At 39.8% G+C, this 14291-nt stretch carries 11 protein-coding genes; 8 read left to right on the top strand and 3 right to left on the bottom strand.

Annotated features, from left to right (window positions below; all coding sequences use genetic code 11):
- Positions 1-129: 129 nt before the first annotated feature.
- Positions 130-558 carry a universal stress protein gene (locus AB3Y88_RS05335; protein WP_056961073.1) on the bottom strand — a complete coding sequence of 143 codons (429 nt, stop codon included), beginning with the start codon at positions 556-558 and terminating at the stop codon, positions 130-132.
- Between the two features lie 41 nt (positions 559-599).
- On the bottom strand, positions 600-2183 hold the full coding sequence (locus tag AB3Y88_RS05330; protein ID WP_156653519.1) for an Nramp family divalent metal transporter: 1584 nt from the start codon (positions 2181-2183) through the stop codon (positions 600-602).
- 245 nt (positions 2184-2428) lie between these two features.
- On the opposite strand from AB3Y88_RS05330, the gene AB3Y88_RS05325 reads away from it, so the two are divergent.
- Both AB3Y88_RS05325 and AB3Y88_RS05320 read left to right on the top strand, forming a co-directional pair.
- Positions 2429-3310 (top strand): diacylglycerol kinase family protein, encoded by an 882-nt coding sequence (locus AB3Y88_RS05325; protein ID WP_228887986.1) that lies wholly within the window; start codon positions 2429-2431, stop codon positions 3308-3310.
- Positions 3311-3383: 73 nt separating this feature from the next.
- A complete protein-coding gene (locus tag AB3Y88_RS05320) occupies positions 3384-4310 on the top strand; it encodes an aldo/keto reductase (protein ID WP_056961070.1) in 927 nt (308 codons plus the stop codon).
- A 418-nt stretch (positions 4311-4728) separates the two neighbouring features.
- Here AB3Y88_RS05320 and AB3Y88_RS05315 read toward each other — a convergent pair whose 3' ends face one another.
- Positions 4729-7377, bottom strand: a complete 2649-nt coding sequence (locus AB3Y88_RS05315; RefSeq protein ID WP_056961069.1) for a cation-translocating P-type ATPase — start codon at positions 7375-7377, stop codon at positions 4729-4731.
- A 177-nt stretch (positions 7378-7554) separates the two neighbouring features.
- Here AB3Y88_RS05315 and mscL point away from each other — a divergent pair, with 177 nt between their 5' ends.
- The 6 genes from mscL to AB3Y88_RS05285 all read left to right on the top strand — a co-directional run bounded on the left by mscL (position 7555) and on the right by AB3Y88_RS05285 (position 14258).
- Positions 7555-7917: a large-conductance mechanosensitive channel protein MscL gene (gene mscL / locus AB3Y88_RS05310; protein ID WP_056961068.1), complete on the top strand. Its 363-nt coding sequence runs from the start codon at positions 7555-7557 to the stop codon at positions 7915-7917.
- A gap of 857 nt (positions 7918-8774) precedes the next feature.
- Complete coding sequence (locus AB3Y88_RS05305) at positions 8775-9677, top strand: helix-turn-helix domain-containing protein (RefSeq protein ID WP_228887987.1); 903 nt, start codon at positions 8775-8777, stop codon at positions 9675-9677.
- A 76-nt stretch (positions 9678-9753) separates the two neighbouring features.
- Positions 9754-9894, top strand: a complete 141-nt coding sequence (locus tag AB3Y88_RS05300; RefSeq protein ID WP_164478094.1) for a hypothetical protein — start codon at positions 9754-9756, stop codon at positions 9892-9894.
- A gap of 134 nt (positions 9895-10028) precedes the next feature.
- Positions 10029-11576, top strand: coding sequence for an ABC-F family ATP-binding cassette domain-containing protein (locus tag AB3Y88_RS05295; RefSeq protein WP_056961066.1), 1548 nt, complete (start codon positions 10029-10031; stop codon positions 11574-11576).
- Between the two features lie 12 nt (positions 11577-11588).
- Positions 11589-12224 carry a L,D-transpeptidase gene (locus tag AB3Y88_RS05290; protein ID WP_228887988.1) on the top strand — a complete coding sequence of 212 codons (636 nt, stop codon included), beginning with the start codon at positions 11589-11591 and terminating at the stop codon, positions 12222-12224.
- Positions 12225-12521: 297 nt separating this feature from the next.
- Positions 12522-14258, top strand: a complete 1737-nt coding sequence (locus AB3Y88_RS05285; RefSeq protein ID WP_056961064.1) for a pyruvate oxidase — start codon at positions 12522-12524, stop codon at positions 14256-14258.
- Positions 14259-14291: the final 33 nt, after the last annotated feature.

Genomic DNA, 14291 nt, shown 5'->3' with positions numbered 1-14291 from the left:
TTTAAAGTTATTACACTTGATTCTAACATAGTGAAAGGCTGTTTATTAAAAAAAAGATTACACAATTTCTAGACGAAATAATATTCGCAATTGCATAATCTTTTTTTCTTTTAAAATGAGCACGCTGTTTTATCTTACGACTAAGACAGAGATGGGAGCGTACTTTGCCATGTATGCAGCCTGACTGCCAAAGTGACGCCGAATTCCTTTTTTAGATGCAGAGCCGATGATTAATAAGTCGGGGTTCACATTAGGAATAACATCTTTTACGATCGCTTCACCGGCATTTCCTTCAGCAATTATAGTTCGTACAGCACTGACGCCGGCTTCCAAGGCCTGTTTTCGATAATCTAAAATGTGCTCTTCTAATTCTGAACGTTCGCCATGAATGTAATCTTTATCCATTGCTTGATAAACACTTAGCTCATTGCTTTCCAGAACAGAGGTAATGATGAGTTCAGCATGTTCTTCTTTGGCACGTTGAATAGCATAATCAAAAGCTAACAGCGCATCTGCAGAATCATCAACACCAACTAGAATTTTTTTAAGATTTTTCAATGGTACAACATCTCCATTCGCTCAAATCATTTGCAAACTAATTATTCATCCTCTAAGGGCTTAGCCGTCTTACCGGCAGCAAAACGTTTGTTGCCGCGGTACAGGTCAATGACTGTCCAGATCAGTAACGCAAGGACACAGAAGATTAAGAAATAGGCAATGTCATTTGCCAGTGCAATTTCAGTCTTAGAAGCATTAGAACCGAAAAAGTCTTGGATTTGTCCGGGTAACCCCGTCATATTGAGATAAGTCAGTCCAATTACGGAAATCCAGCCTAAGGTTTTAATAAGCAATGTATTTTTGAAGCGTTCGCCCATCTCAGCTCGACTGTCGGTCATCATCAAAAGTGGCAGCATTGAAAATGGCAACGCAAAGGCTAGGAAAACTTGCGAATTGTTCATCAACGTATTAAGGGCAGTATGTTCTTCAATGTCGCTTTTTCCACTCGTCAAGATGACACAGATCAAAACAGGGACAACAGAAATTAAGCGGGTGACTAAACGACGTAACCAAAGCGGCATTCTTAGATGGACAAAGCCCTCCATAATAACTTGACCAGTTAAGGTTCCTGTAATAGTTGAATTTTGACCAGAAGCAAGCAATGCCACCGCAAACAAGGTGGAAAGAACTCCTGAACGGGCAACCTCAATCAAAATACCATTACTAAGCATCGAAGTATCGGAAAGTGCATGGAACAAACCGAAGAAGGAGGGATCCTTGACGGCGCCGGTTTTGAAAACAGCAACCCCCATGATTAGCAATAAAGAATTTACGATGAAGGCAGCTGTCAGCTGAATGTTTGAATCCCAAGCTGTAAAGCGGACTGCGCGAGCGACATCTTCTTCATCGCTATGATCAATTTTACGGGTTTGCGAGATTGCAGAGTGCAGATACAGATTATGCGGCATTACAGTCGCACCGATAATTCCTAATGCGCCGGTTAAAGGAGTTTGCCCTCCCACGCTAGGTGAGCTGGCAATTGTTTTTCCAGTTGGAATAAAACCTTTGAACATACTTGCCCAATCTGGATTTGAAAGTGCTACTTGATAGATGAAGATAAAAAGAATAACCAAAATTAAGCAGACCACAATGGCTTCAATTTTTCTAAAACCAATTTTAGTTAATAAGAGCAATAACAAGACATCAAAAACGGTTATGAAAACGGCAATCACCAAGGGAATATGAAATAAGAGATAAAGTGCAATTGCGGCACCAATAACTTCGGCAATATCAGTTGCCATAATGGCTAATTCAGTTAACAGCCATAAAACAATGCCTAATCCCTTGCTTGTGCGTGCACGAATGGCTTGTGCAAGATCCATCTGGCTCACGATACCAAGTTTGGCAGCCATGTATTGCAGCAGCATCGCGATCAAACTTGAAATCAAGATGACGGACATTAAAAGATACTGGAAATTCTGTCCACCAGTAATGGATGTTGACCAATTCCCTGGGTCCATATAACCAACGGCGACTAAAGCACCAGGTCCAGAATATGCGAAAAGTGTTTTCCAAAAGCCCTTTCCCCGTGGGACTGTGACGGTGCCGTTAATTTCCTCCAATGAAGGCCCATTGGCATATTCGATTAATTTATGCCGGTTTTGTTTGTTTTTCTTTCTGCTCACTTTTAATACCACCTTTCAAAGATCTCTGAGCTATCCACATTGTACACCAAATTTAATCTATTGAAAACAATTTTTAGGCGCACCTTAGAAAATAAAAAAGGAATATTAATTCTGGTGGGGTTTGAAACAGTTTCCATAGTTACAAGGCGTACTTATGTTAAAGTTAAAGAGCAGCTAAAAACTATAACTTAATTAGAATTTAAGGAAAATAGGAAATAAAATTAACGATGACAGGTGGGAAAAAAATGGAGAAAAAAACTTTGCTTTTTTTCAATTCGAATGCTGGCGATGGTCAAGCACAGCAGATTGCGGTCGAGATGCAGCAAAAACTGGAACAAAAAGGCGCACAGATTATTGAATTAAACACAAAAACTAGAGCAGAAGCAATTGTAGGTTTGCAGGAGATGCTGCGACAAAAGCAGTTGGCAAAGATCGTCTGTATTGGAGGCGATGGGACGTTGAACATTGTTGCTACGGCTCTTGTACATGCTCACGCCCAAGTTCCTGTCGGGCTGATTCTAGCGGGAACGGTTAACAATTTTGCACAAAAATGGCAAATTCCACTTGAACCAAGGGCGGCCATTGACCTTATTTTACGGGGAAATCAACGCCGGGTTGATATTGGTGAATGCAATGGCACAGCGATTGTTAGTTCATTACTTTTTGGGAGCCTTGCTGAGCTTTCAAATGATGTTCAGCAAAGGCAAAAACAAAAGTTCGGCTTGGCAGTCTATGGTTGGAGTGCACTTAAGCACCTTGGAAAAAGGCAATCCGCTGAATTGTTATTTTTTAATCAAACATTTTCTTTACGTGCAAAGGTTTGGGTCTGTCTAATGACAACTTCCAATTATGTAGGCGGTTATCAGTATTTGGGGAAAACATCTGCTGGACTGCATGTTACGATGCTTAATAATATGAAAATTAATAAATTATTGAATTATGGCTTTTTTGCGCTAACAGGCAACTTACGGCGCTCAAGTACCCTGACCTCTTTTGATATCAAAGAGGTGATCATCAAACCAGTTGCAAAGCAAGCAGTCTCAGTCAGAATCGATGGGGACGAGGGGCCACAGTTACCGGCAAAAATCAGCTGGTTACCGCATTTTATGACAATCTACGTTAAGTGAGCAGAATCGCAGTCTGTTTCGGATAAACTGTTTTATAATTAAAAAAGAATTTGAGGCAAAAGGAGGAATAAAAATGAATCAAAGTCAAAGCGTTAAAATCGGTAAAACAGATGTTTTAATTGCACCTAAGCTTGGTCTTGGAACCAACAAGGTAGGGGGCCACAATCTTTTTAAGGGACTTAAAGATACTGATGGGAAGGCGGTTATTAAGACGGCATTGGATGAAGGCATTTCGCTGTTGGATACTGCTTTTATGTACGGTCTAGGCCGCTCGGAAGAAATTATCGGAGAAGTGTTGCAAGAGTACGATCGTGCGCAAGTAATTTTAGCAACTAAGGCCGCCCAAGATGTTCGTAAAGATTATCAGCCCAATAATGAGCCTGAATTTTTAAAGAATGCAGTTGAACAAGCACTAAAAAGACTTCACACAGATTACATTGATATTTTTTTCATCCATTTTCCTGATAAAACAACGCCTAAAGATGAAGCTGTGGCTGCACTTGCAGCCTTGAAAAAAGAAGGCAAGATTAGAGCGATTGGGGTTTCAAACTTTTCGCTAGCACAGCTAAAAGAAGCTAATAAAAATGGTGAAGTGGATCTTGTTGAAGATAACTATAGCTTAGTACAGCGTACAGCTGAAAAGGAACTTTTCCCATATTTAAAGGAGCAGCAGATTTCATTTGTGCCTTATTATCCGCTTGCCTCTGGACTGTTGACGGGGAAGTATCAAGCTACAGATCGGGATAAGTTTGAGCGCTTCACACCAGCGCAATTCAGGCAGATTATCGCGGCACTTGTACAGGTTAAAGAATTGGCTCAAAAGCATGCAGCGACAGTTGCACAAGTCATTTTGGCATGGTATTTACAAAACCCAGCGTTAAGTGTTGTGATTCCTGGGGCACGTAAACCTGAACAAGTTCAAAATAATGTTGGTGCGCTAAATGTTGAACTAACACCGGCAGAGTATACACAGATTGACAAACTTTTCAGGGAATTTTGAGATCAAAGACAAAACGGCTGGTCATCTAGCTGCAATAGTTTAGTTTATATAAGTAAAACAAAAGAGAGTGTGACATAAGTCGGGAAAATTAGAGTACTAACTCGAAATTACGAACATAGCGAGTACTTTGCTATGAGTAATTCGAAGTTAGACGGAGAATTTTGACTTATGGAACACGTTTATGCAGAATAACTAGAAAAAGAGTGTGACATAAGTCGGGAAAATTTGAGTGCTAACTTGAAATTACGAACATAGCGAGTGCTTTGCTATGAGTAATTCGAAGTTAGACGGAGAATTTTGACTTATGGAACACGTTTATCCAGAATAAAAGAGAGACTGCGACAAAAGTTAACTTTTGTCACAGTCCCTCTTTATTTTGCAATTCAAGCCTAACATTCCAAAGCTTTTGTAGTCTTTTTTATTTTTTATAGAGTAACTTACGCTGCACCAGCTTAACAACTTCGACGATCACGAGCATTAATGTGCCACCGATGAAGACAAGCAACCATTGCTGTGGTGCTAACGGAGTAACTTTAAAGGTTGCATTAAAGGCTGGAACTAGGATAGTAGCAAACAATAATATACCTGAAATCAGAATCGACCAGTTAAACATTTTATTGTTAAACAAATCTTTTCTGAAGATTGAGCCGTGCAATGACTTGGAATTGAATGCGTGGAATAGTTGAATTAAACCAAGCGTTGCAAATGCCATTGTCAGAGCATCAGCGTGAATCAATGTGTAAGAATGGTGAAATGGGAATTGAAGTGCAAACCAGTAAACTCCTAAAGTTAGCGCACCCTCTAAGATTCCTTGATAAAGGATACTCGACATAACGCCATCGCTGAAGAAGTTTGATTGCTTACCACGCGGTCTGCGTTGCATGATAGTCGCTTCGGCACGTTCGATTCCCAGCGCGATTGCAGGAAATGTATCTGTGACAAGGTTAATCCATAAAATTTGTGCCGGGGCGAAGATATCCCATGCCAGCATTGTCATAAAGAAAAGGGTTAAAACTTCGCCGAGGTTAGCGGATAACAAGTACTGAATTGCCTTTTGAATGTTAGCAAAGACTTTCCGTCCTTCTTTAACTGCTACAATAATCGTTGCAAAATTGTCGTCTGCAAGTACAATGTCACTGGCATTTTTAGAAACTTCTGTCCCAGTGATTCCCATACCAACACCAATGTCTGCTGTTTTAAGTGCAGGTGCATCATTGACACCGTCCCCCGTCATCGCCACAATCTTTCCTCTATTTTGCCAAGCTTTAACGATTCTGACTTTATGCTCAGGTGCAACACGCGCAAAAACGGAGTATTGGGCAATTTTTTGGTTCAAGTCTTGAGTGGAAAGCTGGTCAAGTTCACTGCCCGTGATTACGGCGTCTTCGTCCGTGCTTTTTAAGATCCCTAAGCGTTTAGCAATTGCCGTTGCGGTATCTTTATGGTCTCCAGTAATCATCAAAGGGCGAATTCCAGCTGCCCGTGCTTCAGTCACGGCATTTTTAGCTTCAGGACGCTCAGGATCAATCATGCCGACCATGCCGACAAAGATTAAATCTTTCTCAAGGTTTTCTGAATTCAAGGAAGCTGGCATAGCTTCAACTGGGGAATAAGCAAACCCCAAGACACGTAGAGCCTGCAGCGCAAGTTGGTGGTTGACTTCCATAATACGCGCTCGGTCCTGAGAAGTTATTTTCCGGATACGACCGTGATCTTCAATTCGATTTGTTCTTTTGAGCAGCTCATCAATTGCGCCCTTTGTCATCACATAGTTTTGTTGGTTATTCTTAACAAGTGCGGACATTAGTTTTCGCTTTGAATCAAATGGAATTGAGGCAACGCGTGGATAATCTTTTTCCAGTGACACAAGCTCTAATTTTTTGTTGAGATAATACTGAATTAGGGCAGTTTCTGTGGGATCACCGACCAGACCGGTTGGTGTCTTTTGACTATCATTTGCAAGTATCATGATTTGAGTCAAACGATCCTGAAGCGTTAATGAGGCTTGTGCGGCATCCTGCAAGGCATCAGGGAGGTAGATTTTTTCGACCGTCATTTTATTTTGTGTCAATGTGCCAGTTTTATCAGAAGCGATAATTTCTGTTGTTCCCAGTGTTTCAACGGCGGGCAGCTTTCGGATCAAGGCATTGCGTTTAGCCATTGTCTGCGTTCCTAATGCCAATGTGATTGTCACAATGGCGGGCAATCCTTCAGGAATAGCAGCAACAGCCAAAGAAATTGACGTTAGCAGCATCTCAAGCACTGAGGAACGGCCAACGAGAATCCCAATTGCAAAAACTAAGACGGCAATCAGCAAAACAAGGATACTCAGGATTTTACTAAGATGAATAATATTTTTTTGTAGAGGTGTAATTGATTTATCAACGCTGTTAAGCATCGTCGCAATATGTCCAACCTCAGTTTCCATACCAGTGGCAATCACAACACCTTCACCAGTTCCATAGGTGACGTTGGTATTCATATAACCAAGGTTTTTACGGTCTCCAAGAGGAAGCTTGGATTGAGCAAGCGGTGCTTCACTTTTATCGACCGGGACAGATTCGCCCGTTAATGCCGCTTCTTCGATTTGTAGTGAGGCAGTTTTAAGGAGCCGCAAATCGGCTGGAACAATGTCTCCTGCTTCAAGCAAAACAATATCTCCTGGAACGAGTTCTGAGCTTTTTACAGTTTGGACTTGCCCGTCACGGCGCACACGAGAAGAGGGGGTCGTCATTTCTTTGAGAGCATTAATCGCATTTTCAGCTTTCGCTTCTTGAAAAACGCCGAAGACTGCGTTTAAGATCACTACTAAAAAGATAATAACTGCGTCCGAGGCATCACCGGCAAAGAAGGCAATTACAGCAGCCACCATCAAAATAATAATCATCAAGTCTTTGAACTGACTCAAGAACTTCTGCAATAGCGTTGTTCCTTTTTGTTCGCGCAAGACATTTTGACCATACTTTTGCAAACGTTCGTCAACTGCACCTGGTGTTAGACCAGTTTTAGCGGTTTGCAGCTGCTCAAGTGTTTTTGTGGAAGAAAGCTGGTGATATGTTTGTTTCATTGGATGACAATCCTTTCTTTATACTAGCTTAAATGTAGCATATGGTAATCTTTTTAGGAAGTTTAATACTCAGAAACCTACCTAAGAGACAAATAGTTGTTTTATAAGGCCGTTTAGTTGAATGTTTTACTAATTATTGCTACATTAAAACTAATTAATTACATAGGGGTGTTTGAGTTGATTAAAGAGTTTAAAGAGTTTATTTCGCGTGGCAGTGTGATGGACTTAGCAGTTGGTGTTATTATCGGCGGTGCATTTACCTCAATTGTGAAGGCCTTGGTAAATTACCTGATTAATCCGTTAATCGGGTTATTTATTGGTGGCATTGATTTTTCTGACTGGGTCTTAAAAATTGGAAGTGCAACTTTCAGATTTGGAAGTTTCATCAACGCAGTCATTAACTTCTTGATTATTGCATTTGTGATCTTTTTATTGGTTAAAGCTGTTAATAAATTAGTCAATAAGAAAAAGGTGGTTAAAATTACACCTGAAGTTCAACTATTAGAAGAAATTCGTGACTTATTGAAAAAGCAAAATTAGCAGAAAGTTTTAAGCTATGTTCAATCCGATATGAATAAATTTAAATGACTCGGTGTTTGTATGTATGAAGGAGAGTGTGACATAGGTCGGGAAAATTTGAGTGCTAACTCGAAATTACGAACATAGCGAGTACTTTGCTATGAGTAATTCGAAGTTAGACGGAGAATTTTGACTTATGGCACACTTTTATCCGGAATAAAAGAGGGGCTGTGACAAAACTGATAAGTTTTGGCATGGCTTTTTTAGTTTAAGTGCGTAAGTGTAATCTTTATTAAGCTGTTTTTTTAATTTTATTGCAATCCATTTTTCTTCATTCTTCCATTAAATTTGTTTAAAAAAGGGTTTGACTCCCAATTCACGGTTATTAATGCATAAAGTGAAGGCTTTGTCTGCTACTTTGCTGAGCAACTGTGCATTTAACAACAGAATGCGGTTTTCCACTTTTTTCCTACTTTTATCTGAAAATAAAAGTTAAATTTGAAAACAGAGTGACCGATATAAAAAAGCAGAACGTTATTTGGAAATTGAGGTAAATTCAGCTGGGAAAATCTGAAATAATGGTTACTTTTAGAGAATAATCTGGTATCATAAACTTGTAACACCGGGTACTGGGGAAGACAATAAAGTTTCCAATTTATTATTTTATTGGATGCCAAGTATTAAAAAAAGGGGAAAACAATTATTTGTAAAAATCATTTTATATTTCACAAAGCTTTATTATTGCAATGAATAGCGTAAAAATAGATTGTGCATAGTATTAAGACCAAATTTCACTGATATATAATAGAATGACCATTTTTTGAACAACTGTTATATATTAAACACTTGTGCAATAAAATATTAAAAGGGGCGGAAAGATGAAAACAGGAGAGCTAGTTAAAAACATTCGAACTGCAAAAGGAATTAAAGCGAAAACAATTTATGACGATTTACTGTCACGCTCAATGTATTATAAATATGAAAGCGGACTGGTGGAGACAACCGCGGATACTTTCTTACATATATTGGATAGATTAAATGTCGGTGCCGATGAATTTATGAAGCTTTTTGGGAAGTTTATAAAAAAAGACGACCATTATCGCAGTTGTCGTAATGATTTGAAACAGGCTTTCGCCCAGGGAAATCTTACAGAGATCAAGGCCATCGAGAAAAAGATTGAAAAAGAGTACAACGCATCACATCTTTTACGTCTTCATAATCTGGCGGTGATTGCTGATGCGATGAAGAAAACATTAGGCAAAACAAGTGAAAGTACTTTGAGCGAGCGCAAGGAAATCATGCACTATTTGTCAAGAAGTCACAAATGGGGCTATTATGAATATTCGCTATTTTCGGATGCAATCTTTATGTTTGATAGTTCCTCAACAGAAAAGTTGTTACAAAATCATGATTGGGATACTGAAGCAGAAGTTCAAGACATCACGCTTGAAAACCTGAAAATTAAAACGCTGTGCAACGCAATCTTACTCTTCATGAAGGCTAACAAAAAAGAACACGTAGCTTACTACTATAATCTCTTAAATAAAATTAAAGTTGATTCAAGCAATGTTAGCGCTTTGAGTAACAAAACTTTCTTTGAGGGACTCAAAATCATTAATGATGGTGATTATGAGCAGGGGCTAAAGATTATCTCTGATACCTTCTCACTTTACCAAAAGTTGGGATTGGATGATCTTTATCGCCAACATGTAGCGATTTTGCAGGAATTATTGAGTGTCAACTTGCAGAAGGCTAAATCACGGCGGCGACGGAAAGCATAAAATGGAACTTGAAAAAAATTGTATTACAGTTTAACATAAAGTGATACGCAATAAATGAAGGGAGGAAACTACACAAATGTCACAGAACACACATGTTGGGGTTGCAAATGATCGCCGCCCTGTAAATCAGAAAAATATTAAGAAACGTCGTGCACAACATCAAAATGTTTTGGAGTTTTTGAAGAGTCGTGCAGAGTTGGAAAAAGCAGCAAAATAGCAGCTTTTTTATCCTTAAAAATTATCTGCCAACATGAGGCGTCAGTGACGTTTAATGTTGGCTTTTTTGTTGGAATAAATTATTATTTGTTGAAGAGAGTATGATATAATCACCCGGTAAGAGGATGGAGAATAATGAGTATTTTAGAAGTTGATGGTCTGGCACATTCATTTGCTGATAAACAGCTGTATCAGAATGCAGCCTTTAGACTTAATAAAGAAGATCATATGGGCGTGATTGGCCAAAATGGAGCAGGAAAAAGTACACTGATTAAAATCATTACTGGCCAAGAATTGCCTGATGAAGGCAGTATTAAATGGCAAAAAGGTGTCAAAATTGGTTACTTGGATCAGTATGCACAAAACGCACACGAACTGACAGTGTTTGCCTTTTTAAAATCTGCGTTTGCAAATTTGTACCGAATTAGTGCAGCTCAGGCTAAATGCTATGAAGAATATGCAAAGACGATGAATGATGAGCTGTTGGAAAAGGCGGGACGTTACCAGGAGCAATTAGAGGCTGGCAGTTTTTACGAGATAGAAACCCGGATTGCACAAGTGATGACCGGATTAGGAATTGACGCAATCGGCAAAGAACGGCAAGTTGATCAATGTAGTGGAGGACAGCGTTCTAAGATTATTCTGGCTAAACTACTCCTTGAGGAACCTGATGTTCTTTTGCTGGATGAGCCGACTAATTACCTTGATACCGAGCACATCGAATGGTTGATTGGGTATTTGAGAGATTTTTCTGGGAGCTTCATGGTTATTTCGCATGATTATAATTTTTTAGAGCAGATTACAAATACAATTATTGATGTAGCATTCGGGAAAATTACTAAGTATACCGGCAGTTTCAGTGCAGCAGTCAAGCAAAAAGAGCAAAAAAAAGAAGTGCAATTGAAAGCATACGAAAAACAGCAACGCCAAATTGAAAAAGATGAGGCTTATATTAGGAAAAATAAAGCCGGTTCGCGTTCTACAATGGCTAAGTCTCGGCAAAAAAGACTGGACAAACTTGAACGTGTTGATCCTCCTAGTGATGCCTTGCAGGCGCATTTTAAATTTCCGTACATTGAGCTGCTTTCCTCGGCAACCTTGGTTGTTGAAGGACTATCAGTCGGATATCAGGCGCCCTTGCTGGAACCGGTGACTTTTTCGCTTAGTCACGGCGAAAAAGTGGTACTCAAAGGATTTAACGGTGTTGGAAAGTCGACCTTGATCAAATCAATCTTAGGTTTAATTCCGACTTTTGGAGGCAGTGCTAAATTTGTAGATGCCGCTGAAGTGAACTATTTTACCCAAGATTTAGAGTGGCAAAATCCGGACCAGACTCCTTTGGGAATTGTGCAGGATGTCTATCCGCGCTTGGAAGCCAAGACCGTGCGTCAGCGGCTTGCAAGAGCAGGCTTGAGCCCAGCCAACATCATGAAGCCGATGCGCTTGTTAAGTGGTGGAGAACAAACAAAAGTAAAGTTGTGTATCCTGGAACTTAAACCAAGTAATTTTCTGATTATGGATGAGCCGACTAATCACTTGGATGAACAGACCAAAAATGCGCTTCGTGATGCGTTAATTGCTTTTCCTGGGAATGTGTTACTTGTTTCCCATGAAGAACCCTTTTATGAAGGCTGGGTCGACCGAATCTTTGATGTTGAAAGCGTCAGACTTAATAAAAATTAAAGGATGGGTCAGATGAATAAGAAGAAAATATTTGCGTGGGCTGTCGCACTGGTACTTGTGTGCATTGCTGCCGGAAGTGTGGTTTATGTGCGCCATGTAGAAAAAGAAAATCAAGTTAAGATTGCTAAACAGGCTAAAAAGGAAGCAACTTTAAAGAAAAAAAGTACTGATCCAGAGATGCGCTATCCGATTAACTGGCGTAAATCATCTGAAAAAAAGGATTATCCAGACGCTAAATTTCTACCAAAGATGTGGGTGAAAGTTTCACTTAAGCGTCAGAGAATGTACATAATGTCTGGTAAGAAGACTGTCTATAAAATGTATATTTCTGCTGGAACTAACGCAGAAGGATATTCTAATAATAAAAAGAAGTTTCCTAAAGGGACTTTTAAGGTTGAGTCTAAAAGAGGAGCATTCTTCTATTCGCCTACCATAAATGAAGGTGCCAAATACTGGGTGTCATGGAAGGGTGATGGAAAGAACATGATTCACACCGTTCCGACCGATGAAAAGGGCAAGTACCGAACAGATCAAGCCCAAAATTTGGGGCAAAAAGAAGATACTAACGGCAGTATCAGACTATCCGTTAAAGATGCTAAATGGTTTTATGAAAATATTGCTGCAGGAACAAAATTAGTGATTGAATAACTGCTTTTTCAGTCTGTGGCAGTGAGTTTGTGGTAATTAAAATAAGCATCAGGCGGGGCTGTGACAAAAGTTAAATTTGTCACAGCCCCTTTTTTATCCCGGGTAAACGTGTTCCATAAGTCAAAATTACTGATTTTGGACTGCTGGTAGGGTGCAACCTGTGCAGGCTGAATCTGTTGCCTAGGTTCCTTGAAATTTTAAAGCAAAAAACTGTTGTGCAAAATCTTTTTGCAGTAGAATGAAAAGTGAGCCCGGATTTTGATGAGCTATTATTATATAGTTTAGGGAGTGTTTTTTATGGCAAATACTAAAGGATCGGACCTGCTGGTTGATGTTTTAGTTGACTGGGGAGTTCAGAATGTTTATGGTCTACCAGGTGATTCCATTGATACAACTGTTGATGCATTGCGCCGGCAGCAGAAAAAAATAAAGTTTACACAGGTGCGCCACGAAGAGGTGGCGGCATTAGCTGCGGCAGCAGAGGCTAAGTACACTGGAAAATTGGGCGTGTGTCTTTCAATTGGTGGACCAGGTGCAATTCATCTATTGAACGGTTTATACGATGCTAAGATGGATCATGTACCAGTTTTGGCTTTATTAGGACAGGTAACGTCTGCTTCATTAAATGAGGGCTACTTTCAAGAAGTGAATACCGCTAAGTTATTTGATGATGTAGCTGTCTTTAACCGGACAATTTCTGCAGTTGATAACTTACCTGAAGTAGTGGATGAAGCTGTTAGAAGTGCCTATGAGAATAAAGGGGTCGCTGTCTTAACGATTCCTGATGATATTCCTGAGCAAAAGATGCAGGGAGAATATAAGTCTTCTGCGCGTGCTTTTGCATTGGCTACACCGGAAGTCGCAAAACAACAGGTAGAGCAGGCAGCTCAGCTACTTAAAGCGGCTCAGAAGCCAATTGTTTTGTTAGGTGTCGGAGCTAAACAGGCAGGCAGCCAAATTAGGGAATTTGTAGAAAAAAATAATTTGCCATTTATTGAAACCTTACCAGCTAAAGGTACAATTGCAGATGATCATCCTAATTCTTTGGGACAGGTGGGTAAATTAGGTACAAAACCTGCTTATGAAGCGATGCACAACGCAGACTTATTGCTACTTCTTGGCACAAATTATCCATATTTGCCATATTTGCCGGCTAAGGGGCAAGCTAAGTGTATTCAAGTTGATCTAAAGGCCGAAAATTTGGGAAAGCGCTATGGAGTAGACGTTGCAATTCAAGGCGATACTGCTAAAGTAATTGCAGCTCTCAATGCACAAGGAAGTTTGCATGCAGATAAAAACTTTTTAGCGGCTTGTCAAAAGAGTATGTCTAACTGGAACAAGTGGATGGCTGGAAAACGCAAATTAAATACAGCACCGGCCTCTCCAGAAAGTATGGTTGCTTACATTGATGAGACAGCACCAGATGACATTGTATATTCGATCGATGTAGGGACTTCAACTTCATGGGCAGCCCGTTTTCTGCATGTTAAGGAGAGCCAAAAATTTGCAATTTCATCATGGCTTGGTACGATGGGCTGTGGGCTTCCAGGTGCAATTGCAGGGCAGCTAGCTTATCCAAAGCGCAGGGTTCTGACGCTCAATGGTGATGGAGCTTTTGCGATGGTAATGCAAGACTTTGTGACAGCTGTCAAGTATAAGTTGCCAATTATCTGTATTGTGATTAATAACCAAAAGTTGGCTTTTATTGAATATGAGCAACAATCTGCAGGCCAATTAAATTATCAGATTGATCTAGCTGATGTGGATTACGCTAAATTTGCTGAGGCATGCGGCGGGGTCGGAATTACTGTCAAATCAAATGATGAATTTAAGGCAGCGCTTGATCAAGCTTATACAATTAAGGACAAACCAATTTTAATCAATGCTTATGTTAAAGACGATGCTCCACTTCCAGGCAAAATCGTGATGGATGAAGCTAAGGGTTATATGAAATTTGGCCAAGAATACTTGGAAAATTACTGGAAAATTCCAGAATTGCCACCATTAAAGGACATTTTGCGGCAATTCTTCTAAAAAAAATTTGCAAAGTACCTGCTAAAAACCTAG

This window comes from Liquorilactobacillus satsumensis (genome assembly GCF_964065465.1).
GTDB lineage: Bacteria > Bacillota > Bacilli > Lactobacillales > Lactobacillaceae > Liquorilactobacillus > Liquorilactobacillus satsumensis.
The sequence above is the reverse complement of the archived record's forward strand: the minus strand, read 5'-3'. Positions and strand labels throughout refer to the sequence as shown.

What these genes read in the sequence shown, in the direction of transcription:
- AB3Y88_RS05325 (WP_228887986.1), top strand. Translation starts at nt 2,429, where the DNA reads ATGGAGAAAAAAACTTTGCTTTTTTTCAATTCGAATGCTGGCGATGGT.
- AB3Y88_RS05320 (WP_056961070.1), top strand. Translation starts at nt 3,384, where the DNA reads ATGAATCAAAGTCAAAGCGTTAAAATCGGTAAAACAGATGTTTTAATT.
- AB3Y88_RS05315 (WP_056961069.1), bottom strand. Translation starts at nt 7,377, where the DNA reads ATGAAACAAACATATCACCAGCTTTCTTCCACAAAAACACTTGAGCAG.
- AB3Y88_RS05305 (WP_228887987.1), top strand. Translation starts at nt 8,775, where the DNA reads ATGAAAACAGGAGAGCTAGTTAAAAACATTCGAACTGCAAAAGGAATT.
- AB3Y88_RS05300 (WP_164478094.1), top strand. Translation starts at nt 9,754, where the DNA reads ATGTCACAGAACACACATGTTGGGGTTGCAAATGATCGCCGCCCTGTA.
- AB3Y88_RS05295 (WP_056961066.1), top strand. Translation starts at nt 10,029, where the DNA reads ATGAGTATTTTAGAAGTTGATGGTCTGGCACATTCATTTGCTGATAAA.
- AB3Y88_RS05290 (WP_228887988.1), top strand. Translation starts at nt 11,589, where the DNA reads ATGAATAAGAAGAAAATATTTGCGTGGGCTGTCGCACTGGTACTTGTG.
- AB3Y88_RS05285 (WP_056961064.1), top strand. Translation starts at nt 12,522, where the DNA reads ATGGCAAATACTAAAGGATCGGACCTGCTGGTTGATGTTTTAGTTGAC.